Genomic DNA, 24,540 nt, shown 5'->3' with positions numbered 1-24,540 from the left:
CCGCTGAAGGCGCCCGGCCGAGCCGGGCTCTCAGCGCCGCACCGCCAGCTCGGCCCACACGTGTTTGCCGCCGCTGGCCGGCACCGTGCCCCAGGCCGTGGACACCGCCTCGACGAGGAGGATGCCACGGCCTCCGGTGGCCTCCCAGCCGATGCTGGTCGGCTTGACCGGCGAGCGGGGCGAGGCGTCGGCGACCGCGACGCGCATCCGGTCGTTGACGAGGGTGAGGTCGAGGCGGACCTGTCCGTCGGTGTGCACCAGCGCGTTGGTGACGAGTTCGGAGACGACCAGGAGGACCGGGTCGATCCCCTCGGTGACGCCCCAGGAGCGCAGCGTGCGGCGGGTGAAGCGGCGCGCGTGCCCGACCGCCTGCGGCACCCGCCACACCGTCCAGCTCTCCCGCAGCGGGCGCAGTTCCATGCCGTCGTAGCGCATGAGGAGCAGGGCGACGTCGTCGCTGCGCGGGGCGTTGCCGAGCAGGCTGTCGGCGACGAGTCCGAGGTGGGCGGGGTCGGAGGCGGACAGGTGCCGGACGAGGCGGTCCACGCCCTCGTCGATGTCGGTACCGGCGGACTCGACGAGGCCGTCCGTGGTCAGGACGACGACCGTGCCGGGCCGCAGCCGCAGCGGGCTCATCGGGAAGTCCGCCTGCCGCACCACGCCGAGCGGCGGTCCGCCCTCGGTCTCGGCGATCTCCGTACCGCCGTCCGGGTGACGCAGCAGGGGCGGCAGGTGCCCGGCGCGCACGCACCAGGCGGAGCCCTCCTCCAGGTCGACGTCGACGTAGGCGCAGGTGGCGAAGAGGTCGGTCTCCATGTCCGTGAGCAGCCGGTTGGCGTGGGAGACCACCACGTCCGGCGGATGTCCTTCCACGGCGTAGGCGCGCAGCGCGGTGCGCATCTGGCCCATGAGGGTGGCGGCGCCCGCGCTGTGGCCCTGCACGTCGCCGATGACGAGCGCGACGTGGTTCTCGGGCAGCGGGATGACGTCGTACCAGTCGCCGCCGAGCTCCAGGCCCGCGGTGCTGGGCAGGTAGCGGGCGACAGCGACCGCGCCCGGCAGCCGGGGCAGGCGGCGCGGCAGCAGCTGGCGCTGGAGCATGCCGACCAGTTCGTGCTCGGCGTCGAAGGCCCGGGCACGCATGAGAGCCTGCCCGGCGAGGCCGGCGGAGGCGGTGAGCAGGGCGCGTTCGTCGGGGCCGAAGTCGTGCGGGGTGTCCCAGCCGAGGAGGCAGATGCCGGCCATGCGGTTGCCGGCGGGCAGCGGCAGGACGGCGATGCCGCCGCGGCCGACGTCGGCGAGGGCGGGTTCCAGGGGGGTTCCCGCGGGCCAGATCCGGGCGCGTCCCTCGCGCAGGGCGGCGGCGAGGGTGGGCATGGCGCGCACGGGCGCGTCGGGCCACTCGGTGCGCCACTCGGTGCGCCACAGCTCGGGCCAGGACTCCGGTTCGGGCGGGTCGAGGACGGTGACGACGAGCCGGTCGCTCTCCAGCTCGGCGAGCGCGATCCGGTCGGCGCGCAGCGGTCTGCGCAGGGCGGCGACCACGGCCTTGCCGACGTCGCGGACGGTGACGGCGGTGGCGAGCGCGGCGGCCAGGCGCTGCACGCGGGCCACGTCGGTGATGTCCGGGCGCAGCTTGGAGGCGTCGACGACCGTGCCCACCAGACGGGCGGGCCGGCCCTCGCCGCCGGGCAGCATGCGGCCGCTGAGCCGGAGCCACTTCGGCGGGCCGGCGGGCCGGAGCACCCGGAACTCCAGCTCGCGGTCGCCGATGGACATGTGGTCGGCCTCCACCACGGACATCAGCGCCGGCAGGTCCTCCGGCACGGTCAGCCCCAGCAGGGTCTCGACCCGGCCGTCGAACTCGGCCGGGTCCAGGCCGAACAACTCCAGGATGTCGTCGCCGACCCGGACGCGGCCGGTGTCCATGGCGAGGCTGAAGGCGCTGGGCGGGAGTTCCGCGCCCTCGGCGGTGACGGCCGGGACCGGGAAGGCGACGGCCTCGGCGATGAGCTCCAGGCACTTGCGGTCGTCGGTGTCGAAGCCCTCCGGGCGCTCGCTCACCGCCAGCAGGCTCCCGCCTCCGTCCCCGCGCACGGGCAGCGCGGCGAGGTGGAAGTCCCCCGACGGTGCCCGGCGCGCGTGGGCGTGCGCGGCGAGTTCCCGCGGGCCGAGCCACCCGGGCCGCCCCGAGCGGTGCGCCTCGGCCGCCGGGGAGCGTCCCGCGACGGGGTAGCTGTCGCGCACCCCGTACAGCGTCCTGGGCACGCCGACCGACTCCACCAGGCACAGCAGCTCGCCGCCGTCACCGGGCGCGTACACGGCGACGAACGCCGCCCCGGCGAAGACGAGCGCCTGTTCGAGGACGCGGCGTACCCGCTCGGGTGAGTCCTGATCGGCTGCGATCGCTCTGAGGGCACCTTCGGCACGCAGTGTGCGCGTTCCGCGTCCTTCGGCGCCCTCATTGACCACGTTGGCCATTACAGCGCTTATGAGACACCTGCGCAGCCCCTGTGCGCGTTCCGTGGAAGCACGGGAGCGCGTCCGCTCGAAACGCACCGAACATGTCTTGACGCATGCGTTCCGCACGGGGAGGACGTGACAGGCGTGACTGTCCGGGCCCGTCGGCGGCTGGAAGGCTCGGTGCCGTCACGGAGGGGGACGCATGGACAAGCGGTACGAGGTGTACGCGCTCGCCGACCGGCACTTCTACGACACGCCGGACCGGCTCTCCGGTGAGGGGCAGGAGGCGGCACCGCTGTTCGAGACGGCGCGCCGGCCGGTGCCCGCGGGCTGGGACGCGGCGCGGATCGGCGACTGGCTCACGCTGACGCCGCTCGGCCCGGACGGCGACCCTCGGCCGGGTCCGGCCCAGGGCTGGAAGATCCACGCCTCGGCCACCCGCGCGAACGCGGACGCCATCGCGGCCGCCGTGTGGGACTACTGCGTCCCGCGCCGCATCCCGTTCAAGTTCGTGCCCGGCCCGCACCTGCTGCACCTGCGCAACACCAAGTACGCGCCGCGCGAGGGCAGCGGCAAGTTCGTCACCGTCTACCCGGACGGCGAGGAACAGCTGCACCGGGTGCTGCGCGAGCTGGGCGCGCTGCTGGAGGGCTTCGAGGGGCCGTACATCCTCACCGATCTGCGCTGGCACGACGGTCCGCTGTACGTCCGCTACGGCGCCTTCGCGCGTTCGTTCGTGGTCGACGAGCGGGGCTCGCTGGTGCCCGCGGTGCGGGACGGCGAGGGCCGGCTGGTGCCGGACCGGCGCACCCCGTCGTTCCAGGTCCCGGAGTGGGTGACGCTGCCGGAGTTCCTCCGGCCGCATCTTCAGGCGCGCAACACCACGACGGTGGGCGAGCTGCCGTACCGCATCGAGAAGGCGCTGCACTTCTCCAACGGCGGCGGCGTGTACGCGGGCACCGACACCCGCACGGGGCGCAAGGTCGTCCTGAAGGAGGGCCGGCCGCACGCGGGCCTGGCCGCCGACGGCGCGGACGCGATCGCGCGTCTTCAGCGGGAGAAGGCCGCGCTGGAGCGGGTGGCGGGCACGGGTGTGGTGCCGGAGGTGCGCGACTGGTTCGAGCTCGGCGGGCACCGCTTCCTGGTCATGGACTTCGTCGAGGGCCGCCCGCTGAACTCCTTCTTCGCCGAGCGGCACCCGCTGCTCGCCCCGGACCCCGATCCGGACGCGGTGGCCGCCTACACGCGGTGGGCGCTGCGCGTGCACCGCAAGGTGGAGGAGGCGGTGGCGGCCGTGCACGCGCGCGGCATCGTCTTCAACGACCTGCACGTCTTCAACATCATGGTCGCCCCCGACGAGGAGTCGGTCTTCCTGATCGACTTCGAGGCGGGGGCCCCGGCCGAGGAGCGGGGCCGCCAGGTCGTCGCCCACCCCGGCTTCTTCGCCCCGCCGGACCGCCGGGGCGCCGACGTCGACCGGTACGCGCTGGCCTGTCTGAGGCTCGCGCTGTTCCTGCCCGTCACCACGCTGTTCGTGGTGGACCGCGGCAAGGCGGCCCATCTGGCGGAGGTGATCGCGGAGCAGTTCCCGGACGTGCCGCGCGCCTTCCTGGACGAGGCGGTCGCGGAGATCACGCGGGAGGTGTCCGGCCGTGCCACGGCCGTGCCCTCCTCGCTGGTGGAGCCCGGAGACTGGCCCTACAGCCGCGACTCGATGGTCAAGGCGATCCTCGCCTCGGCCACCCCGGAGCGCGCCGACCGGCTCTTCCCCGGCGACATCGCCCAGTTCTCCGACGGCGGCGGCCTCGGCCTCGCGCACGGCGCGGCCGGTGTGCTGTACGCGCTGGACGCGGCCGGCGCCGAGCGGTACGAGGAGGGCGAGCGCTGGCTGCTGGCCCGCACCGGACCGGCCCCGGCCGGAACGCCGCTCGGTCTGTACGACGGTCTGGCGGGCGTGGCGTACGTCCTCGAGCGGCTCGGGCACCGGCAGCGGGCACTGGACCTGCTGGAGGGCATCCTCGCGGAGCGGTGGCAGCGCCTCTCCTCCGACCTGCACGGCGGACTGGCCGGACTGGGCCTGGTCCTGGGACACCTGGCGGACACGACCGGCGAGAGGGAACTGCGGCACCGGGCCGCCGAGGCCGCGCGGATCCTCCTCCGGCGGCTCGCCGAGCCGCCCCCGGCCCCGTTTTCGTCTTCGCCCTCGCCCTCGTCCCGGCGCCGTGCCGGGCTGCTGCGGGGCGCGAGCGGGCCCGCGCTGTTCCTGCTGCGGCAGTACGAGCGGACCGGCGAGCCGGAGCTGCTGGAGGCGGCCGGCGTGGCACTGCGCCGGGACCTGGCGTGCTGCGTGACGCGCGAGAACGGTGCGGTGGAGGTCGACGAGGGCTGGCGGACCCTGCCCTACCTCGGCGACGGCAGCGTCGGACTCGGCCTGGTCCTCGACGACCACCTCGCGCACGCCCCGGACCCCGGCGGGGAGTTCGAGGCGGCCCGCGCCGGGATCCTGACCGCCGCGACCTCCCGGTTCTACGCGCAGCCCGGGCTCTTCCAGGGCCGGGCCGGCATGATCCTGCACCTCAGCCGCACGACCACGCCGGGCGCCGACGCCGAGCGGCTGGCCGGACAGATCGCCGGACTCGGCTGGTTCGCGATGGCGTACGAGGGACAGCTGGCCTTCCCGGGCCACCAGATGATGCGGCTGTCCATGGACCTCGCCACCGGCACGGCAGGGTGCCTGCTGGCACTCGGCGCGGCGCTCGACCCCGCGTCCGGCGCCCACCTGCCGTTCCTCCCCCCGCCGCGACAGCGGCCCTGAAGACGCGGCTCCGCGACCTGACGGAGTCGTGACACCACCCCACGCGCTTCGCCTCCCGGCGGAGCGTGACACCACCCACGTGCTTCGCGTCCGCGCGGAGCCGTGACACCACCCCGTCCCCACGGATGGACAGGGACGGACGGACACCCAAAGGAAGGGAACACCATGGCACTTCTCGACCTGCAGACCCTGGAGTCCGAGGAGCGGACGGACGGCGGCGGCAACAGCACGGTGAGCCTGCTGTCCTGCATCAGCGCGGCCAGCGTCCTGCTCTGTCTCTGACGCACAGCGCGACCAGGCTCCGGGCGGCCCGCTCCCTCGACAGGGGCCGCCCGGGGTCCGTGCACGCCGCCCGAACCCGGACGCGAAGGGGCCGCATGACGACGCCGCCCGACACCGACCCGGCGCCCGGACACGCCCGCGCGCTGCTGCGTGCGGCCACCCGGCACAGCGGGCCCCATTGTGCGGCCCTGTGCCTGGTGAGCATCACCGCGACGGGCGCCGGCCTGCTGCTGCCCGCCTTGCTGGGCCGCACCCTGGACCTTCTGCTGGCGCACGCCCCGGCGAACCGCTGGGTGCTGTACTGCGCCGGACTCGTGCTGCTGCTCGCCGGCCTCGACGCGGCCCAGACCGTCCTCACCGGCACCGTGGACGCCCGCACCACCGCGTGGCTGCGCCGCCGCCTGACCCGGCACGTCCTGGGCGTCGGCCCCCGGGCCGCGGAGCGCTTCGGCTCCGGTGACCTCGTCGCGCGCCTGGTCGGCACGGCCGCCCAGGCCGGGACGACCCCCGCGGCCCGGGCGGCGCTGCCGGCCGGGCTCGCCGGCCCGGTCGGCGGAGTGGTCGCCCTCGCCCTCGTGGACTGGCGGCTCGCGGCCGTCTTCCTCACCGGAGCGCCCGTGCTGACCCTGCTGCTGCGCACCGTCGCCCGCGACACCGCCGACTGCGCGGCGCACTACCAGCGCGTCCAGGGGCGGATCGCCGCCGCGCTGGCGGAGACCGTCGACGGGTTCCGCACCGTGCGTGCGGCGGGTACGGCGGACCGGGAGACACGGCGGATCCTGCGGCCGCTGCCCGAGCTGTCCGGCGCGGGCCACCGGATGTGGCGGGTGCAGGGGCGGGCCGCCGGACAGGCCGTCGCCGTGGCGCCGCTGCTCCAGCTCGGTGTCGTCGCCGTCGCCGGTGTCCTGCTCACCCGGCACCGGCTGTCGGTGGGCGAGGTGCTCGCGGCCTCGCGGTACGCGGTCCTCGCGACCGGAGTCGGCGTGCTGGTCGGGCACCTGGCGGGTCTGGCCCGGGCCAGGGCGGCGGCCGCCCGGCTCGGCGAGGTCTTCGCCGAGCCCGTGACCGCGTACGGCGCCCGCCGGCTGCCGACGGGCCCCGGCCTGCTGGAGCTGCGCGGCGTGACCGCCCGGCGCGGCGGACGCACGGTGCTCGACGGCGTGGACCTCGTCGTTCCCGGCGGGACGACCCTGGCGGTGGTCGGCCGGTCCGGCGCGGGCAAGTCCCTGCTCGCCGCACTCGCCGGGCGGCTGGCCGACCCGGACGCGGGCGAGGTCCTGCTCGACGGGGTGCCGCTGCGCGACCTCACCCACGAGGAGCTGCGGCACTCCGTCGCCTACGCCTTCGCCCGCCCCGCCCTGCTGGGAACCACGGTCGAGGAGACGATCGGCCTCGGCCTGCTGTGCCCGTCCCCCGCCCGCGTCCGGGAAGCGGCCCGTACGGCCCGTGCGGACGACTTCGTGCGCCGCCTGCCCGACGGCTACGCCACCCCTGTCGCCGACGCCCCGCGCTCCGGCGGCGAGGCCCAACGGCTCGGCCTGGCACGCGCGTTCGCCCACGGCGGTCGTCTGCTGATCCTCGACGACGCCCTCTCCAGCCTCGACACGGTGACCGAACACCACATCACCCGGGCCCTGCTCGGCGACGGCGATGGTGACGGCCCGCACGGCACCCGGCTGCTGGTCGCCCACCGCGCCGCCACGGCCGCCCGCGCGGACGCCGTCGCCTGGCTGGACGGAGGACGGGTGCGGGCCCTGGGCCGGCACGAGGAGCTGTGGGGGACGGCGGAGTACCGGGCGGTGTTCGGGGAGGAAACGGCCTCCAGGGCGGCCGGGCCGGCCCCGTCGGCGTCGACCGGTCCCGGTTCCGCGCCGGACTCGTGGGCTTCCGCGGACCCGGCCTCCCCGGAGGGAGCCCGGCCATGAGCGGCGCGGTCGGCCCCCGCGGCCTGCGCTTCCTGCGGGAGCGGTGGCGGGTTCTGCTGCGGCTGGGCGGCTGGTCGGTGCTGGAGACCGGGCAGACCTTTCTCCTCGGGTACGCGCCGGCCCGAGCCGTGGACGACGGGTTCCTGCGCGGAGAGCCGGGCACCGGGCTCGCCTGGCTGGCCGTGGCCGGTGCCGGTGTCCTCGTCGGCGCGTACGGCACCGCGCGGGTGTACGCGGCGGTCGCCGCGCTCGTGGAACCGTTCAGGGACCGGCTCGTCACGCATGTGGTCGCCCGCGGGGTGCGCACGGGTGACGCGGGGGCGCTGTCCGGTCTGACCCAGCAGGTGGAGATCGCCCGCGACACCTTCGCCGGGCTGGTGATGGTGTCCCGCTCCTTCGTCTTCACCGCCGTCGGCGCGCTCGCCGGCCTGATGTCGCTCGCCCCGCCGCTGCTGCTGGTCGTCGGGCCACCGCTCGCCGCCGGGACGGTCCTGTTCGCGTCGACCCTGCGGCCGCTGGCCCGCCGGCAGGAGGCGTTCCTCGTCGCGGACGAGGCCCTCGCCGGGCACCTGGGCGGCGTCTGCCCGGGGCTGCGGGACATCACCGCGGCCGGTGCCGAGACGCGGATCGCCGACGGAACCGGCCGCCGCGTCGAGGCCGAGCTGCGGGCGGCGCGCTCGCTCGCCCGCTGGGGTGTGCTGCGGGTGGCGTCCCTGGCGCTCGGCGGGCAGCTGCCGATCGTGCTGCTGCCGGCCGCCGCTCCCTGGCTCCTCGCCCACGGAGTCACCCCGGGTGCCCTGGTCGGTGCCCTCGCCTACGTCACCCAGTCCCTCCTGCCCGCCCTGCGCAACCTGGTCCACGGCGTCGGCGTCAGCGGTTCCCGCCTGGCGGTGGTCCTGCACCGCCTGGTGCCCGACACGCCGGAGCCGGATGACGCCTCCGCGCGCGCCCCCAGCGTCCCCACGCGGTCCGCCGCTCCGCCGTCCCCCGAGCCGCCCCCGCCACGCTCCACCACTGCCCCCGCCCTCTCCCTCTCCCGCGTCACCTTCGCCTACGGCCCCGCCGGCGCCCCCGTGGTCCAGGACCTCGACCTGGAGGTCCCCTCCGGCGGCCACCTGGCCGTCGTCGGGCCGAGCGGCGTCGGCAAGTCCACGCTCGCGGCGCTCGTCGCCGGGCTGCTCGCGCCCGCGCGCGGCGCGATCCGGATCGGCGGACACCCGGTGCCCGGCCCCGCGGCCGCCGCCCTGCGCGTACTCATCCCGCAGGAGGCGTACGTCTTCAGCGGCACCCTCGCCGAGAACCTCGGGCACCTGCGGCCGGGCCCGCTGGCCGTGCGGGAGGTGCTCGCCGCGGCCGAGGCGGTCGGGCTCGCGCCCCTGCTGGACAGGCTCGGCGGACCCGACGCCCCGGTGGACCCGGCAGCCCTGTCGGCCGGCGAGCGGCAGCTGATCGCGCTGGCCCGGGCCTATCTCTCGCCCGCCCCGCTCGCCCTGCTCGACGAGGCGACCTGCCATCTGGATCCGGAGACGGAGGCGCGCGCGGAGCGGGCCTTCGCGGCCCGGCCCGGCGGGACCCTGGTGGTCGTGGCCCACCGCATCAGCTCGGCCCGCCGCGCGGACCACGTCCTGGTGATGGACGGCGGGGAGACGGCGTACGGGACCCATGACGAGCTGATGCGGTCCTCGGCCCCGTACCGGGATCTCGTCGGCGGCTGGACGTTCGTACCCCTGCCGGCGCGGTCACAGCCAGCCCTGCCCCTGCGAGATGCGGATGGCGTCGATGCGGTTGCGGGCGCCGGTCTTGCGGGTGATGGCCGCCATGTAGTTGCGCACGGTCCCGTGGGACAGATGCAGGCTCCCGGCGATCTCCGCGATGGACGCTCCCTCGGCGGCGAGGGATAACACGCTCAGCTCGCGGCGGGTCAGCGGCATCTCCGCGGCCTTGAGGAACGCAAAGCCCAGTGAGTCGTTGATGAAACGTTCCCCCTCGGCGACGCGGCGGATGCCGCGCACCAGGTTCTCCGGTGAGCCCTCCTTGTCCACATAACCCAGCGCCCCCGCCTCCACCGCCCGTCTGAGCAGGCCCGGCCGGTTGGCGCCGGCGAGCACGAGCAGTCTCGGGCGCACGGCACCCGGCCCGCACGGGCACAGCTCAGCCAGGGGCGGGATGCCGTACGACTCCGAGGACTCCAGGTCCACCGCGCAGACGTCCGGCCGCTCGGAACGCACCCGGCCCGGTGCGCCGCGCCACGGCGTGTCGTCCACCACCAGGTCGGGTTCCCGCCGCAGCCACTCCGCCAGCACCGAGCGGACCAGACTCTCGTCGTGCACCAGCAGCACCCGGATCACCGCCACCCCCTCAGCTCGCCGTAGGACTTCATCGTGTTGAGCGCGTGCCCCATTGTTCGCGATCGTGACCGTCGGCGGACACGAAGAACCGGCCATCAGGGTGCGCGGGGGCGCATACGCGGCGCCCGTGCACCGTGGCGCGCATCGACTGCGGCGGCATGGGTCGGGGCGAAGGGGGTACGCGCGGTCCCTTCACCGTGGCGTGGGTGCCCCGTGGACCCACGACCGGGCGGTCCCGGGCGGACTCCTGTGCGGCTCGCCGTGCGCGACGAGCCGACAGGGGGGAGATTTGACCCTGGGACACGTCGCCCGGCCGTGCGCGAGGAGGTGGTCGCCGTGTCCGACGGGCAGTCGTCTCCGCAGGCACCGGCGGCCGCCAGGGTGCCGGTCGGACGTCCCCTGCTGTCCCTGGCGCTGGCCTCGATGATGGACGAGGTGCACGCCCACTCCGGCGCGGTCTATCTGCTGGCGCCGGACCAGCCGGTGCTGCAGATGGCGGTGATGGCGGGACTGCCCCGGGCCTTCGCCGCGCCGTGGGAGCGGGTCGGGCTGAACGCGCCGATCCCGGTGGCCGACGCGGTGCGCGAGAGGCGGTTGGTCTGGGTGGGCGGCGAACAGGAGATGGCGCGCCGCTACCCGCGCATCGCCGTGGTGCTGCCGTACCCGTTCGCGCTGGCCGCGCTGCCGGTGGCGACCAGCACGACCGTGTACGGCGCCGTTTTCGTGACCTGGCCGGGTTCGCATCCGCCGGAGCTGTCGGACCGGGAGCGGGAGCACCTGACCGCGGCCTGCGACCGGCTGGCCGTGCGGCTGGAGCGCGCGGCGGAACACAGTCTTCCGCCGCATCCCGAACCGGATCTGATCGGCGGACCGCTGGTCGGCGGGGTGGCCGGCACGCTCGGCACGGTCGAGTCGGCCCGCATGGTGGGGCGGCTGCCGTACGGGCTGTGCTCGCTCGATCTGCACGGCCGGGTCGGCTTCGCCAACTCGGCGGTGGCGGAGCTCCTGGGCGTTCCGGTCAGCCGGCTGCTCGGCACGCAGCTGTGGGCGTCGGTGCCCTGGCTGAACGACCCCGTGTACGAGGACCGCTACCGCGCCGCGCTGTTCAGCCAGCACACCACCTCGTTCGTGGCGCTGCGCCCGCCCGGCGACTGGCTGTCGTTCCGCCTGTATCCGAGTACGACCGGACTGACCGTCCGCATCAACAGGGCGCGGGCGGTGTCGGAGATGAACCGCACCGCTGCGGCGCCCGGCGGCGCGCCGTCCCGGCTGGTCACCATCTCCCAGGTGCTGAGCCTGGCCGGGGCGCTGACGGAGGCGGTGGGGGTGCAGGACGTGGTGCAGCTGGTCGCGGACGAGGTCGCCCCGGCCGTGGGCAGCCAGGGCCTGGTCGTGCTCGGGTCACAGACGGGCCGGCTGCGCGTGCTCGGGCATCGCGGCTATCCCGACCCGCGGATGGTGGAGCGGTTCGACCGGATGCCGCTGACGGAGCGGGCCCCGTGGACGCAGGTGCTGCGCACCGGGGTGCCCGCGTTCTTCGAGTCGCGCGAGCGGCTGGAGTACCTGTATCCGACGCGGCAGGCCGACCGGGACGGTTACGCGGCCTGGGCCTGCCTGCCGCTGATCGCCTCCGGGCGGCCGGTGGGCACCTGTGTGCTGGCCTATGCCGAGCCGCATCCCTTCCCGACGGAGGAGCGGGCGGTGCTGACCAGTCTGGCCGGGCTGATCGCGCAGGCGCTGGAGCGGGCGCTGCTGTACGACACCAAGCTCCGGCTCGCGCACGGCCTTCAGGAGGCGCTGCTGCCGCACTCGCTGCCGCAACTGCCGGGCATCGAGGCGGCGGCCCGCTACCTGCCGGCCACCCAGGGCATGGACATCGGCGGCGACTTCTACGACCTGGTGTCGGCCCAGGGGCAGGCGGCCGCGGTGATCGGGGACGTGCAGGGGCACAACGTGACGGCGGCCGGGCTGATGGGGCAGGTGCGTACCGCTGTCCGCGCGTACACGGCGGTCGGGCAGGCGCCCGAGGAGGTCATGCGCAGCACCAACCGGCTGCTGCTCGACCTGGGGTCCGACCTGTTCGCCAGCTGCCTGTACCTGCGGCTCGACCCCGCGCACGGACGGGCCGTGATGTCCCGGGCGGGGCATCCGCCGCCCCTGCTGCGCAAGCCGGACGGGCGGGTGCGGGTGCTGGACCTCGCGGGCGGTCCGCTGCTCGGCATCGACGCCTCGGCCACGTATCCGACGACCGAGGTGGATCTCGGCCCGGGATGTCTGCTGGTCCTCTACACGGACGGGCTGGTCGAGGCGCCGGGCGTCGACTTCGAGGACGCCGTCGCCGCCCTGAGCCGACGGCTGGCCGAGACCGGGGACCGGCCGCTGGACGAACTCGCCGACAGCCTCATCCACCACAACCGGCCCGACACGGACGGGGAGGAACGCCTCGACGACACCGCCCTGCTGCTGCTCAGGGCACGGCCGGACAGTGGTGCACAGCACCTGCCGGGTCGCTGATCACGGTCGGCGCGGACAGAGACGGAACGGAACTGTCACGCGCGACGGGTCGGTCCTCCCGCCGGAGGACCGACCCGGTCCACCGCCGACCGGAACCGCGGGTGAGGCCGGACGGTGACTGGGTGCGCCCGGGGTCGGGCCCCGGCTCCGCCGGAACAGAAGCGGAACCGGGGCCGGTGGGCGCCGTGGGGGGAGACGGGGTGGGGGGAACCCGTCGGGTCAGCGGGTCTGGGTCAGAGCGGAGTCGTCGTCCGCGCCCGCGCCGGTGCCGTCGTCCGCGCCTGCTCCGGCCTCCTCGCCGACGCCGTCCCCGGCACCGGCCTCTTCACCGTTGCCGACGCCCTGGCCGTTGCCAACGCCCTGGCCGTTGCCGACGCCCTGGCCGTTGCCGACGCCCTGGCCGTTGCCGACGCCCTGGCCGTTCTCGGCACCCTGGCCGTTCTCCGCGCCCTGGCCGTTGCCGATGCCCTGGTCGCCGGCGCCGGCTTCCTCGCCGCCGCCCGCCGCGCCGCCGTCGCCGAGCGTGGCGCCGACCGCCTCCAGGGCGGTGGTGACCGGCTGGAAGAACGTCTCGCCGCCGACCGTGCAGTCACCGCTGCCGCCCGAGGTCAGGCCGATCGCGAGGCCGTCCTGGGTGAACAGGGAACCGCCGCTGTCGCCGGGCTCGGCACAGACGTCGGTCTGGATGAGGCCGGTGACGGTGCCCTCCGGGTAGTTCACGGTGGCGTCGAGGCCGAGGACCGTGCCGGCGTCCTGCCCCGTCGTGCTGCCCATCCGGATGACCTGCTGGCCGACCGTCGCCTCGGCGGCCTCGGTGATCTGGACGGTCTGGTCGCCGAGGTTGACTTCGCTCGGGGCCGCGGTCGCCGGGTCGTCGTACTTGGCGAGCGCGAAGTCGCCGTCGCCGGGGAAGACGGCCTGGTCGATCGTGGCGACCGGCTGGCCGCCCTCGGCGTCCGACCACTGGTCGCCCGCGAGGGCGCAGTGCCCCGCGGTCAGGAAGGCGGGAGAGCCGTCGCCGGCCGTGACGTTGAAGCCGAGCGAGCAGCGGGAGCCGCCGGCGAAGATGGCGTCACCGCCCGAGGCGAACGTCTTGAAAGTGCCCTGGGACTTCTTGATGGTCGCCATGCCGGAGCCGAGGCTCCGCACGGTGGACTCCAGTCTGTCCCACTTGGCGCCGGTGACGGTGCTGTCGGCGGTCACCAGGATCTTGTTGGTGCGCGGGTCGACCGCCCACGAGGTGCCGGGGATGGTCGCCTTCGCCTTGAGGGTCTGCGCACCGGCCTCCAGCTCGGCCATGCTGTTGTCGACCTCGCGGACCTGTGCGCCCGCCTTCTTCGCCTGCACGACCACGTTGTTGTCGTCGCCGTTGACCACGTTGACGACGAGCTGCCGGCTGTCGGAGTCGTAGTAGGACCCGGCGAACGCGTCGCCGAGGAGCCCGGCGAGCTGCGAGGCGAGATCCGAGGCGTCGGCCGCCTTGAGGGTCTTCGGCGCGGCCGCGGCACCTGCCGACGCGCCGTCCTGTGACGCGTTGGCGTTGGGGAGCAGGATCGCGGCCGCGCCGAGCGCCACCACGCCGCCCGCCGCTATCGCGGCCTTGCGCTTCGGAATTCGCTTGTGACTCAAACTTCTCATCCTCCTGAGGGACCGGAGTCTGTGGGCCGCCGTTCGGCTGCCGTCGGGGCGCCTGGATGGCAGTGGGTACGCACGGACCGTTCGGGGCGTTCAATTCCGTTTCCGGGTACGGGCGTCGCGACAGCGAATCGGCCAACTCCCGTATCGGCCGAGGGATTCGCGGGAACAATCCCCCATATGACGATGACCACCGCCGAAGCCGACAAGATCCTCTCCGCGGGCTTCGCCCCCTGGGTGCTCGACCTCGGACTGTCGGTCGAGGCGGTCGGCGACGACCGCGCGACTCTGCGTCTTGCCTGGTCACAGCGGCTGGCACGGGAGGGCGGCGCGCTGTCGGGGCAGGCGCTGATGGCCGCCGCCGACACCGCGGCCGTGATCGCCGTGTCGGCGGCGCGGGGCTCCTACGGGCCCATGACGACCGTTCAGCAGTCGACGTCGTTCCAGCGCGCGGTGACCGGTTCGGATGTCCTGATCGAAGCGGTGCTGACCAAGCTGGGCCGGCGCATGGCGTTCGCCGACATCGACATGACGGACGAACGGACGGGGCTCCTGGCTGCACGCGCGAGCGCGGTGTACGCGCTGCTGGGCTGACACGCTCCGCAATCGATCGTGAACGATCTGTCGCGATCACTGAAACGATGCCTGGCTTCAGCGAATCTGCACATCGAATGCTCAACCCGGTCACGGGAGAGGGCATGGACGGCGCCGCCCACGACATCGGGCACGCCTTTGGTGAGGGAGTGCCGGATTCGCTGTCAGGGGTTCAACAGGCCGCGTGAGCCGATGCCGTGACGCATGTGAAGGACTCGCCACCGAGGTGTGCGCACACCTGCACGGTTCGAGGCCCGTGGGAGGCAAGTGCCCTGGTGGGACAGGTGGTTGATTGGAAGCTCGGACCCGCACCGTGCTTTGATCCATCGCACCGCGGGGGCCGCCCCAGGGCTTCCGGAGACGGGCGCCCGGCACCCGCGGTCGCGGCCGTCCATCTGTCCCCAGAGGGGGCCGCTCCCCCCTTGTGAAATACCCATACGAAGGGAAGTTCCATCATGAACTCCACCCCCCAGGTTGAGACCGTCGAGATCGCCGACGCCGAGCTCGACGCCGTTTCCGGTGGCCTGTCCGTGAACGCCGTGAACACCGTTACTGGCGCGGTGGACAGCATCGCCCCGGTTTCCGGCATCGTCGGCACCGTCGTCGGCACCGTCGAGGGCACCACCGGCCTGAACACGGCCCCGGTCACCAACCTGGTCGCCGGTCTCTGATCGCGCCTTCGCGCCACTGAGTCCCGGAGCCGCAGCCGGCGGTTCCGGGATTCTCCCGTGCAGCAACACTCTCTTCTACGGGTGAGGGAAGTTCCTTGCAGTTCCGCCAACAGGCCCTCGCCAAGCTCCAGTCACCGGAGGAGCTCGACCTCCCGGTGCGTTTCGCCCGCCCGCAGGGCTGGCTCGTGCTGTCGGTGACGGTGGTCGCGATGGCGGCCGCCTCGCTGTGGGCGGTGACCGGCTCGGTGGCCTCCACGGTCAGCGCGCCCGCCATCCTCACGCACGGGCAGGGAAGTTACGTCCTGCAGAGCCCCGTCGCCGGCCAGGTCACCGAGGTCCTCGCCGAGCAGGGCGAGCGGCTGCCCGCCGGCTCCCCCGTCCTGAAGGTCCGTACCGCGAAGGGCGAGACCGTCGTCCGCTCGCTGGACGCGGGCCGGGTGTCCGCGCTCGCCGCCAGCGTCGGGCAGATCATCCAGACCGGCGCGAACGTCGCCGCCGTGGAGAAGGTCGCCCGCGCCGAGGATCCCCTGTACGCGACGGTGTACGTCCCCGCCGAGAACGCCGCCTCCATCCCCGACCACGCCTCCGTCGACCTGACGGTGCAGTCGGTGCCCAGCCAGGAGTACGGCGTGCTGCGCGGCCATGTGAAGTCGGTGGACCGTTCCGCCCAGTCCGCCCAGCAGATCGGCGCGTTCCTCGGGGACAGCCAGCTGGGCGAGCAGTTCACCAAGAAGGGCAGGCCGGTGGCCGTCACCGTCAGGCTCGACCGGTCCTCCGCCACCAAGAGCGGCTACGAGTGGTCGTCCGCGGACGGACCGCCGTACAAGCTGACCTCCATGACCCTGGCCACGGGCTCGATCCGGCTGGCCGACCAGCATCCCGTCGATTGGCTGCTGCCGTGACCACCGCACAGGAGACTCGGGGCAGGCGCCGTGCCGCCCCGCCGAAACGCAAGGTGCCCAAGGCGCGGGCGACGACGGTCCGTACGCCCACCGTGCTGCAGATGGAGGCCGTGGAGTGCGGCGCCGCCTCCCTGGCGATGGTGCTCGGCCACTACGGCCGGCACGTCCCGCTGGAGGAGCTGCGCATCGCCTGCGGCGTCTCCCGCGACGGCTCGCGCGCCAGCAACCTGCTGAAGGCGGCGCGCAGTTACGGCCTGACCGCCAAGGGCATGCAGATGGACCTGGCCGCCCTCGCCGAGGTGAAGGCACCGGCCATCCTGTTCTGGGAGTTCAACCACTACGTCGTCTACGACGGCATGGGCCGCCGCTTCGGCCGCCGGGGCGTCTACATCAACGACCCGGGCAAGGGCCGCCGTTTCGTGCCCTTGGAGGACTTCGACGGCAGCTTCACCGGCGTCGTCCTCGTCATGGAGCCCGGCGAGGACTTCACCCGGGGCGGCCGCAAGCCGGGTGTCCTCGGCGCCATGCCCGCCCGGCTGCGCGGCACCGCGGGCACCATGCCCGCCGCCGTCCTGGCGAGTCTGCTGCTGGTCGCGGTCGGCGCGGCGGTGCCCGCGCTGAGCCGTACCTACATCGACGAGTTCCTGATCGGGAACAAGACCTCACTGCTGGGCACGCTGTTCGCGTCGATGGCGGCGTGCGTGCTGCTCACGGTCGTGCTCACCTGGCTCCAGCAGGCCAACCTGCTGCGCGGCCGCATCATCTCCTCGACGCTGTCCAGCGCCCGCTTCCTGCGCCATCTGCTGCGGCTGCCGGTGACGTTCTTCTCCCAGCGCAGCCCGGCCGACCTGGTGCAACGCCTGCAGTCCAACGACGCCGTGGCCGAGACGCTGGCCCGCGACCTGGCGGCGGCGGGCGTCGACGCGGTGGTCGTCGTCCTGTACGCGGTGCTGCTCTACACGTACGACCCGCAGCTGACCTTCGTCGGCATCGGCGTGGCGCTGCTGAACATCGTGGCGATGCGGGTCGTCATCCGGCTGCGGGCCACGCGCACGGCGAAGCTGCGCGCCGACACGGCCCGGCTCACCAACACCTCCTACACCGGCCTTCAGCTGATCGAGACGATGAAGGCGACCGGCGGTGAGGACGGCTACTTCCGCAAGTGGGCCGGGCAGCACGCCACCACACTGGAGGAGCAGCAGCGGCTGGGGGTGCCGAGCGCCTGGCTCGGTGTGGTCGCGCCGACGCTGGCCACCCTCAACAGCGCGCTGATCCTGTGGATCGGCGGCATGCGCGCGGTGGAGGGCCACATCTCGGTGGGCCTGCTGGTGGCGTTCCAGGCGCTGGTCACCCGTTTCACCGCGCCGCTGACCCGGCTGAACGGCGTCGCGGGCCGCATCCAGGACTTCGCCGCCGACGTGGCCCGGCTGAAGGACGTGGAGAACTTCCAGGCCGACCCGCTCTACGGCCGACCGGGCTCCGGCGATTCGACGCGCCGCCTGGCCGGGCACGTGGAGCTGCAGAACCTCACCTTCGGCTACAACCCGCTCGACAAGCCCCTGCTCAGCGGTTTCGACCTGTCCGTCGGGCCGGGTCAGCAGGTCGCGCTGGTGGGCGGCTCGGGCAGCGGCAAGTCCACGGTGTCCCGGCTGATCTCGGGCCTGTACACGCCGTGGGAGGGCGTCATCCGCATCGATGGGCAGCGCATCGAGGACATCCCGCGCGGGGCGCTGGCCGCCTCCGTCTCCTTCGTCGACCAGGAGGTGTTCCTCTTCGAGGGCACGGTCCGCGACAACGTGGCGCTGTGGGACCCGTCGATCCCGGACGACGCCGTGGTGGAGGCCCTCAGGGACGCCGCGCTGTACGACGTGATCATGCGCCGGCCGGGAGGCATCCACAGCAGGGTCGAGCAGGACGGCCGCAACTTCTCGGGCGGGCAGCGCCAGCGCCTGGAGATCGCGCGGGCGCTGGTGCGCCGGCCGAGCATCCTCGTCCTGGACGAGGTGACCAGCGCCCTGGACGCGGAGACCGAGCTGGTCGTCATGGACAACCTGCGCAAGCGGGGCTGCGCGTGTGTGGTGATCGCGCACCGGCTGAGCACGGTGCGCGACAGCGACGAGATCGTCGTCCTGCAGCACGGCACGATCGTGGAGCGCGGGCGGCACGAGGAGCTGGTGGCGCGCGGCGGCGCGTACGCGGCGCTGGTCAGGGAGCGGTGAGATGACGACCGTGCAAGGCGACGACTACGTGCTCGGCGCGTTCGGATCGCTCGGTACCCGGATCGACTGCGCCGGGTTCAGCCGCCTGGACCTTGAGGGCCCGCAGGTGCTGTGGCTCGTCGCGGCCGGCGCCGTGGACCTGTTCGCGGTGGACGCCGAGCAGCAGGGGCAGTGGCACCACCTCGGCCGCCTGGAGGCGGGCTCACTGCTGCTCGGCCCGGCGTCCGGACCCCAGCACACCCTGGTCGCGCGTCCGCTCAGGGACTGCGTGGTCCACCGCATCGGACTGCGCGAGCTGTACCAGCCCGCGAGCACGCAGACCTGGTCGTACGACGAGTACGGCAACCCCCAGTACGTCCCGCCGACGACGAGCCCGCTGGAGTACGCCCTCGCGCTCGGCGTGGGCCGCAGTCTGTCGATCCTGTTCCAGGCGCCGATGGCGGAGCGGGCGGAGGAGGTCACCGACGACGACGTGTTCTGGATGCAGGTGCCGCCCGGCAGCGTGCAGTACGGCTCGCTGTACGGCGCGGAAGCCGCGGCCGACCTGCTGATGGATCCGGCGCTGTGGCAGTCCATGGTCGACCAGCAGTACCGGCTGCTGACCACGCTGGACCGCTGGATCGAGCAACTGGAGCGCACCCACGAGAGCCGCACGGCGGAGGGCATCAAGGCCGGCGAGGCCGTGCGCGCCCAGGCCGACCGGACCCTCCTGGCGTCCATCGGCAAGCGGTCCGGGCAGCGCACCACGGCGGCCGACGCCGACGCGACGTACGCGGCGTGCAAGCTGGTCGCCCGGGCGGCCGGGATCACGCTGGCCGAGCCCGCGCAGTCCGGCACCGGCGGTGACCGGCTCGACCCGGTGGAGCGGATCGCGCTGGCCTCCCGGGTGCGTACCCGGGCCGTACGCCTCGACGGCCGCTGGTGGCGGGACGACGTCGGCCCACTGGTGGGACACCGCGCCCTGTCCGGTGCGCCCGTCGCGCTGCTGTGGCGGCGTGGCGGCTACGTGGCGGTCCACCCGTCCACCGGCCGTGAGACGCCGATCGAGAAGGCCAACGCCGAGGAGTTCGAGCCGCGTGCGGTGATGTTCTACCGGCCGCTGCCCGACCGGCGGCTCAGCCCGCTGCGGCTGCTGAGGTTCTGCCTGCGCGGCACGCGCGGCGATGTCGTCAGCCTGCTGGTCAGCGGCCTGGTGACGGTGGCGATCGGGGCGCTGGTGCCGATCGCCACCGGCAAGGTGCTCGGCGAGTTCGTGCCGAAGGCGCAGACCGGTCTGATCGTGCAGGTCTGTCTGGCGGTGATCCTCAGCAGTGTGGTGGCGGCGGCGTTCATGCTGCTGCAGAACCTGACGCTGCTGCGTCTGGAGGGCCGGATCGAGGCCACGCTCCAGCCGGCCGTGTGGGACCGGCTGCTGAGGCTGCCCACCACGTTCTTCACCGAGCGTTCCACCGGCGAGCTGGCGAGCGCGGCGATGGGCATCAGCGCGATCCGCCGGCTGCTGGCGGGCGCCGGGCCCACGGTCGCCCAGTCGGTCACGGTGGGCGCGATGAACCTGGGTCTGCTGCTGTGGTTCAGCGTGCCGATGGCGCTGGCCGCGATCGGCATGCTGGTCGTCATCGCCGCGGTGTTCCTCGGGCTGGGACTGTGGCAGGTGCGCTGGCAGCGGCGGCTGGTGGTGCTCACCAACAAGCTGAACAACCAGGCGTTCCAGACGTTGCGCGGCCTGCCGAAGCTGCGGGTGGCGGCGGCCGAGAACTACGCGTACGCCGCATGGGCGTCCCAGTTCGCGCGCAGCCGTGAGCTGCAGCAGAAGGTGGGCCGCATCAAGAACCTGACGACGGTGCTGGGCGCGGTCTACCTGCCGGTGTGCACGCTGCTGATGTTCATGCTGCTGGCCGGTCCGGCGCGCGGGTCGATGTCGGCGGCGGCGTTCCTCACCTTCAACACCTCGGTGACGATGGTGCTGACCTCCGTCACCCAGCTCACGGGCGCCTTCGTCTCGGCGGTGGCCGCGCTGCCGCTGTTCGAGGAGATCAAGCCGGTGCTGGACGCGACGCCCGAGGTGCGCACCGGGAGCACCCGGCCGGGGCCGCTGTCGGGGGCGATCGAGGCGCGGCGGCTCTCCTTCCGTTACTCGGACGACGGTCCGCTGGTCCTGGACGACGTGTCGTTCGAGGTGCGGCCGGGCGAGTTCGTGGCGATCGTCGGCCCGAGCGGCTGCGGCAAGTCGACGCTGCTCAGGCTGCTCATCGGCTTCGACCGCCCGCTGTCGGGCAGTGTCCTGTACGACGGGCAGGACCTGGCGGCCCTGGACCAGTCGGCGGTGCGCCGTCAGTGCGGTGTCGTCCTCCAGCACGCACAGCCGTTCACCGGCTCGATCCTGGACGTCATCTGCGGCACCGAGCCGTACACGCCGGAAGAGGCGATGGCGGCGGCCGAGCTGGCCGGGCTCGCGGAGGACATCAAGCGGATGCCGATGGGCCTGCACACCATCGTCTCGGGCAGCGGCGCGATCTCCGGCGGCCAGCGGCAGCGGCTGATGATCGCCCAGGCGCTGATCCGCCGCCCCCGCATCCTGTTCTTCGACGAGGCGACCAGCGCCCTGGACAACGAGACGCAGCGCACGGTGATCGAGAGCACCAAGGCCCTCAACGCCACGCGCGTCGTCATCGCGCACCGGCTGTCGACCGTGCTGGACGCCGACCGGGTCGTCGTCATGGAGGACGGCAAGGTCGTCCAGCAGGGTCCGCCCGCCCAGCTGCTCGCCGACACGGGCGGCCGGCTGCACGAGCTGGTGCGGCGGCAGATGGCCTGACGGGTCAGTCCTGTCCGGGCACCGGTGCGCCCGAGGGCACGCCGGCCGCGACGTACGCGTCGTAGAGCACCTTCCAGGACGCCTGGGCCCCGGCGTGCGGCCCCTCGACACGCTGGCCTTGCGCCTTGGCGTCGAGCGCGGCCAGGCACACCTGCCAGCCGGCGCTGTTGCGGGCGGCGGTGTCCGCGGCGCCGAGCACGTTGGTGAGCGTGAAGCGGGTGCGGCGCTCGTCGACCTCCTCGAGATCGAAGTGCACTTCGTCGCCGTCCCAGTGGAAGGACAGGTGCCGGGGCGGGTCGACGGCGATGACCCGCCCCGTGGAGTCCTCCAGGTTCGGGTCGCCGCTGAAGGTGACCGTGCCGCCGGGGCGCAGGTCGATCTCGGCGCGCGAGGGGAACCAGTGGCCCAGCTCGTCCGGGTCGGTCACGAAGTGCCAGACGCGGTCGATCGGGTGGTCGTAGACGCGGCGGAAACGGACGGCCGGGCGGCCGTCGTCCAGGGTCAGATACGTGCCGGTGAGCTCGGCGGCCATGGTGGATCAGTCCTTCGGTGCGGGGGGCTCGGGCTCAGGCTCAGGGGGTGGCGACGCCGCGTCGAGGCGGCGGCCCAGCGCGTCGAGGCTCTCGTTCCAGAGCTTGCGGTACGGGGCCAGCCAGGCGTCCAGTTCGGCCATCGGCGCGGGATCCAGGGCGTAGACGCGGCGCTGCGCGTCCTGTCGTACGCGCACCAGACCGGCCTGCCGGAGCACGCGCAGGTGCTTGGACGTGCTGGGCTGGCTCAGGCCGCACGCCGTCACGATCTCCCCGACGGGTCGCGGCCGCTCCCGGAGCAGCGCGACGATGGCCCGGCGGTGCGGGTCGGCGAGGGCGGTCCACAGCGAGGCGTCGGCCATGAACTCAATATGCCGTGTTGGTTATATGCCGGTCAAGGAATGTGAACCTGGCGCGTCTTCGCCCACCGCCGGACGTCCCGCCGTTGGTCCGGCGCGTAAATGGGTACCCACCGCGCATGCGAATCAGCGTGGTGGATGTGGGCTCGAAGACGGTCAGGCTGGTGGTGGCGGACGCGGAGGGCGGGGTACCGCTGCCGGTGCACACCGCCAAGTGGCGGCTGCGACTGTCGGAACAGGTCGGGCCGGGCGGCCCGGTGCCGGAGCCGGCCATCGGGCCGCTCGTCGACGCCGTCGCCGAGGCGAGAGCGACCGCGGCCCGGTGGGGCGCGGCCGATCCGCTGGCTTTCGCCACCGCCGTGGTGCGGAACGCGCCGAACCGGCAGGAGGTCCTGCGGACCGTCCGGGCCCGTACGGGCGTCGAGCTGTGCACGCTGCCGGGCGAGGTCGAGGCCGAGCTGACGTTCCTCGGGGCCCGGCGCTGGATGGGCTGGCGCTCGGGGCCGCTCGCCCTGCTGGACATCGGTGGCGGCTCCCTGGAGGTCGCCTTCGGACGGGGCCGGATGCCCGATTTCGTGGCCTCGCTGCCGCTGGGCGCGGGACGGCTCACCCACGAGTTCTTCGACGGGGGCCAGGACCCGCCGTCGCCCGAGCAGCTGCGGGCCCTGCGCCGCAAGGTCCGCCACCAGATGCGGGACGTCGCCGCCCGGATCCGCTGGGAGGGGCCGCGCACGGCGGTCGCCACTTCCCGCACCTTCCAGCAGCTGGGACGGCTGTGCGGGGCCGCGCCCGGGCGCCACGGCCCGTTCGTGGAACGGGAGTTGCACCGCGAGGAACTGCGGGAGGCGATCGGCAGGCTGGCCGCGCTGCCCGCCGCCGAACGCGCCCGCCTGCCCGGCATCTCCGCGCCGCGGGCCGCGCAGAGCCTGGCCGGCGCGGTCGTCGCGCACACGGCGATGAAGCTGACCGGGCTGAAGGCGGTCACGATCTGCCCCTGGGCGATCCGCGAGGGGATCCTGTTGCGCCACATCGAGGACGGCCCGTCCTGGTGGGCGCGGATCAGCCGCCTGAACGAGGAGGCGGCACCGCCCGATCCCGTGCCGCTGCGCGTCGCGACCGCCACCAGCTGAGGACGACACGCACCGAACCCAGCCCGACCGTACCGACCGACCGTACGAAGGAGGAGGACACCGTGTCCGAGGACGCCCACAAGGAGCCCAGGACGGCCGTCGAGGAAGTGCTGCGCGAGGTCGAGGAGGCCGAGAAGCGCACGCGGGACTCCGAGGAGCAGCGGCGCCGCCGGGGCGAGGCCGGTGAGGCCATCACACCGAACCCGCGGGCCCAGGAGGAGTCGCACCGCGACTGACCGGCGGCGCGGCCGCACACGGCAGACGTCCGGCGCGAGGCCCGGGTGGCTGGCCCGGGCCCGCCCGGGTACCCGGAGCGCATGGAGCACGAGCCCGAAGAACCAAGACTGCCGGAGCCGCGCGGTCCCCTGTCCGCCGCCGTCGAGGAGTACCTGCTGGGCACCGGACCGCTGCCCGGCCCCGCGCAGGTCGCCGCCGCGTCCGTGTACGGCGACGACGTCCAGCTGGCCCTGTACCTCTGTTACGAGCTGCACTACCGCGGTTTCGCGGGGGTGGCCGCGGAGCGCGAGTGGGACCCGGACCTGCTGAGGGTCCGGGCCGCGCTGGAACATCACTTCCTGTCCGCCCTGCGCGCGGACGCCCGGGTCCACGACAGCGTGCCCGACGCGCTCGCCGAGCTGCTGGTGGAGCCCGTGGAGGGCACCGGCGTCACCCACTTCCTGCGCGACGAGGGCGAGCTGTGGCACCTGCGCGAGTACGCGGCCCAGCGCTCCCTGTACCACCTGAAGGAGGCCGACCCGCACGCCTGGGTGCTGCCCCGGCTGTGGGGCCGCGCCAAGGCGGCGATGGCCGCGGTGGAATTCGACGAGTACGGCGGCGGCCGCCCGGACCGCGTGCACGCCCAGCTGTTCGCCGACCTGATGACGGACCTGGGCCTGGACACCACGTACGGCCACTACCTGGACGCGGCGTCCGCGGAGGCACTGGTCACCGTGAACCTCATGTCCCTGTTCGGCCTGCACCGGGCACTGCGCGGCGCCCTCGTGGGCCACTTCGCGACGGTGGAGATCACCTCCTCGCCCGGGTCACGGCGGCTCGCCGAGGCGATGCGCCGCACCGGGGCGGGGCCCGCCGCCGAGCACTTCTACGACGAGCACGTGGAGGCCGACGCGGTGCACGAGCAGGTCGTGCGCCACGACGTCATCGGTGGTCTGCTGGAGCGGGAGCCGCACCTCGCGCCGGACGTGGCCTTCGGCGTCGACGCCACCGTGTTCGTGGAGGACCGCTTCGCCGCCCGGCTCCTCGCCGACTGGCGGGCGGGCCGTTCGTCGCTGCGCACCTCACCGGTCGCCGCCACCACTCATACCTCATGAGAGCCGG

17 protein-coding genes and 1 pseudogene are annotated in these 24,540 nt (G+C 73.8%); 13 read left to right on the top strand and 5 right to left on the bottom strand.

The window, feature by feature from the left end:
* Positions 1–30 precede the first annotated feature (30 nt).
* A complete protein-coding gene (locus tag ACFPZJ_RS32725; RefSeq protein ID WP_381029274.1) occupies positions 31–2,481 on the bottom strand; it encodes a SpoIIE family protein phosphatase in 2,451 nt (816 codons plus the stop codon).
* A gap of 184 nt (positions 2,482–2,665) precedes the next feature.
* Between ACFPZJ_RS32725 and lanKC the strand changes: the two genes are divergently transcribed.
* From lanKC to ACFPZJ_RS32705, 4 genes are all read left to right on the top strand, one after another.
* Positions 2,666–5,278, top strand: a complete 2,613-nt coding sequence (lanKC, locus tag ACFPZJ_RS32720; RefSeq protein ID WP_381029271.1) for a class III lanthionine synthetase LanKC — start codon at positions 2,666–2,668, stop codon at positions 5,276–5,278.
* Positions 5,279–5,443: 165 nt separating this feature from the next.
* The gene (locus ACFPZJ_RS32715; protein ID WP_381029268.1) at positions 5,444–5,560 is read left to right on the top strand and encodes a SapB/AmfS family lanthipeptide; all 117 of its coding nucleotides are present in this window, start codon (positions 5,444–5,446) and stop codon (positions 5,558–5,560) included.
* 95 nt (positions 5,561–5,655) lie between these two features.
* Positions 5,656–7,485 carry an ATP-binding cassette domain-containing protein gene (locus tag ACFPZJ_RS32710; protein WP_381029265.1) on the top strand — a complete coding sequence of 610 codons (1,830 nt, stop codon included), beginning with the start codon at positions 5,656–5,658 and terminating at the stop codon, positions 7,483–7,485.
* Positions 7,482–9,386, top strand: a complete 1,905-nt coding sequence (locus ACFPZJ_RS32705; protein WP_381029263.1) for an ATP-binding cassette domain-containing protein — start codon at positions 7,482–7,484, stop codon at positions 9,384–9,386. Before ACFPZJ_RS32710 ends, ACFPZJ_RS32705 begins: the two co-directional genes overlap by 4 nt.
* Here the strand turns inward: ACFPZJ_RS32705 and ACFPZJ_RS32700 are convergent.
* A pseudogene (locus ACFPZJ_RS32700) lies at positions 9,309–9,929 on the bottom strand (response regulator transcription factor); the annotation flags it as partial. The gene ACFPZJ_RS32705 and the pseudogene ACFPZJ_RS32700 sit on opposite strands and share 78 nt — an antisense overlap.
* A gap of 231 nt (positions 9,930–10,160) precedes the next feature.
* Here ACFPZJ_RS32700 and ACFPZJ_RS32695 point away from each other — a divergent pair.
* The gene (locus tag ACFPZJ_RS32695; protein WP_381029592.1) at positions 10,161–12,347 is read left to right on the top strand and encodes a SpoIIE family protein phosphatase; all 2,187 of its coding nucleotides are present in this window, start codon (positions 10,161–10,163) and stop codon (positions 12,345–12,347) included.
* A 219-nt stretch (positions 12,348–12,566) separates the two neighbouring features.
* Here the strand turns inward: ACFPZJ_RS32695 and ACFPZJ_RS32690 are convergent, their stop codons facing one another.
* The gene (locus ACFPZJ_RS32690; protein WP_381029261.1) at positions 12,567–13,976 is read right to left on the bottom strand and encodes a S1 family peptidase; all 1,410 of its coding nucleotides are present in this window, start codon (positions 13,974–13,976) and stop codon (positions 12,567–12,569) included.
* Between the two features lie 186 nt (positions 13,977–14,162).
* Between ACFPZJ_RS32690 and ACFPZJ_RS32685 the strand changes: the two genes are divergently transcribed.
* The 5 genes from ACFPZJ_RS32685 to ACFPZJ_RS32665 all read left to right on the top strand — a co-directional run bounded on the left by ACFPZJ_RS32685 (position 14,163) and on the right by ACFPZJ_RS32665 (position 21,183).
* Positions 14,163–14,576: a PaaI family thioesterase gene (locus tag ACFPZJ_RS32685; protein ID WP_381029259.1), complete on the top strand. Its 414-nt coding sequence runs from the start codon at positions 14,163–14,165 to the stop codon at positions 14,574–14,576.
* Between the two features lie 455 nt (positions 14,577–15,031).
* Positions 15,032–15,247, top strand: coding sequence for a type A2 lantipeptide (locus tag ACFPZJ_RS32680; protein WP_381029256.1), 216 nt, complete (start codon positions 15,032–15,034; stop codon positions 15,245–15,247).
* 95 nt (positions 15,248–15,342) lie between these two features.
* On the top strand, positions 15,343–16,149 hold the full coding sequence (locus ACFPZJ_RS32675) for a biotin/lipoyl-containing protein (protein ID WP_381029254.1): 807 nt from the start codon (positions 15,343–15,345) through the stop codon (positions 16,147–16,149).
* Complete coding sequence (locus ACFPZJ_RS32670; protein WP_381029252.1) at positions 16,146–18,368, top strand: NHLP family bacteriocin export ABC transporter peptidase/permease/ATPase subunit; 2,223 nt, start codon at positions 16,146–16,148, stop codon at positions 18,366–18,368. The genes ACFPZJ_RS32675 and ACFPZJ_RS32670 overlap by 4 nt, the downstream gene beginning before the upstream one ends.
* 1 nt (position 18,369) lies before the next feature.
* Positions 18,370–21,183: an NHLP bacteriocin export ABC transporter permease/ATPase subunit gene (locus ACFPZJ_RS32665; RefSeq protein ID WP_381029249.1), complete on the top strand. Its 2,814-nt coding sequence runs from the start codon at positions 18,370–18,372 to the stop codon at positions 21,181–21,183.
* A gap of 4 nt (positions 21,184–21,187) precedes the next feature.
* On the opposite strand, the gene ACFPZJ_RS32660 is transcribed toward ACFPZJ_RS32665, so the two are convergent.
* Both ACFPZJ_RS32660 and ACFPZJ_RS32655 read right to left on the bottom strand, forming a co-directional pair.
* Positions 21,188–21,715, bottom strand: a complete 528-nt coding sequence (locus ACFPZJ_RS32660) for an SRPBCC family protein (RefSeq protein ID WP_381029247.1) — start codon at positions 21,713–21,715, stop codon at positions 21,188–21,190.
* A 6-nt stretch (positions 21,716–21,721) separates the two neighbouring features.
* Positions 21,722–22,075, bottom strand: coding sequence for an ArsR/SmtB family transcription factor (locus ACFPZJ_RS32655; protein ID WP_381029244.1), 354 nt, complete (start codon positions 22,073–22,075; stop codon positions 21,722–21,724).
* A gap of 116 nt (positions 22,076–22,191) precedes the next feature.
* Between ACFPZJ_RS32655 and ACFPZJ_RS32650 the strand changes: the two genes are divergently transcribed.
* The 3 genes from ACFPZJ_RS32650 (at position 22,192) to ACFPZJ_RS32640 (ending at position 24,533) form a co-directional block, all read left to right on the top strand.
* Positions 22,192–23,202 (top strand): Ppx/GppA family phosphatase, encoded by a 1,011-nt coding sequence (locus ACFPZJ_RS32650; protein WP_381029242.1) that lies wholly within the window; start codon positions 22,192–22,194, stop codon positions 23,200–23,202.
* Between the two features lie 62 nt (positions 23,203–23,264).
* The gene (locus ACFPZJ_RS32645; RefSeq protein ID WP_381029240.1) at positions 23,265–23,438 is read left to right on the top strand and encodes a hypothetical protein; all 174 of its coding nucleotides are present in this window, start codon (positions 23,265–23,267) and stop codon (positions 23,436–23,438) included.
* Between the two features lie 81 nt (positions 23,439–23,519).
* On the top strand, positions 23,520–24,533 hold the full coding sequence (locus tag ACFPZJ_RS32640) for an iron-containing redox enzyme family protein (RefSeq protein WP_381029238.1): 1,014 nt from the start codon (positions 23,520–23,522) through the stop codon (positions 24,531–24,533).
* The last annotated feature ends 7 nt before the right edge of the window (positions 24,534–24,540 follow it).

It is taken from the genome of Streptomyces bullii, from assembly GCF_042657145.1.
Lineage (GTDB): Bacteria > Actinomycetota > Actinomycetes > Streptomycetales > Streptomycetaceae > Streptomyces > Streptomyces bullii.
The sequence above is the reverse complement of the archived record's forward strand: the minus strand, read 5'-3'. Positions and strand labels throughout refer to the sequence as shown.

Bases quoted from the DNA above. Each gene is read 5' to 3' on its own strand.
- ACFPZJ_RS32710 (WP_381029265.1), top strand. From the start codon at position 5,656: ATGACGACGCCGCCCGACACCGACCCGGCGCCCGGACACGCCCGCGCG.
- ACFPZJ_RS32665 (WP_381029249.1), top strand. From the start codon at position 18,370: ATGACGACCGTGCAAGGCGACGACTACGTGCTCGGCGCGTTCGGATCG.
- ACFPZJ_RS32660 (WP_381029247.1), bottom strand. From the start codon at position 21,715: ATGGCCGCCGAGCTCACCGGCACGTATCTGACCCTGGACGACGGCCGC.
- ACFPZJ_RS32685 (WP_381029259.1), top strand. From the start codon at position 14,163: ATGACGATGACCACCGCCGAAGCCGACAAGATCCTCTCCGCGGGCTTC.
- ACFPZJ_RS32680 (WP_381029256.1), top strand. From the start codon at position 15,032: ATGAACTCCACCCCCCAGGTTGAGACCGTCGAGATCGCCGACGCCGAG.
- ACFPZJ_RS32705 (WP_381029263.1), top strand. From the start codon at position 7,482: ATGAGCGGCGCGGTCGGCCCCCGCGGCCTGCGCTTCCTGCGGGAGCGG.
- ACFPZJ_RS32715 (WP_381029268.1), top strand. From the start codon at position 5,444: ATGGCACTTCTCGACCTGCAGACCCTGGAGTCCGAGGAGCGGACGGAC.
- ACFPZJ_RS32640 (WP_381029238.1), top strand. From the start codon at position 23,520: ATGGAGCACGAGCCCGAAGAACCAAGACTGCCGGAGCCGCGCGGTCCC.
- lanKC (WP_381029271.1), top strand. From the start codon at position 2,666: ATGGACAAGCGGTACGAGGTGTACGCGCTCGCCGACCGGCACTTCTAC.
- ACFPZJ_RS32655 (WP_381029244.1), bottom strand. From the start codon at position 22,075: ATGGCCGACGCCTCGCTGTGGACCGCCCTCGCCGACCCGCACCGCCGG.
- ACFPZJ_RS32650 (WP_381029242.1), top strand. From the start codon at position 22,192: ATGCGAATCAGCGTGGTGGATGTGGGCTCGAAGACGGTCAGGCTGGTG.
- ACFPZJ_RS32725 (WP_381029274.1), bottom strand. From the start codon at position 2,481: ATGGCCAACGTGGTCAATGAGGGCGCCGAAGGACGCGGAACGCGCACA.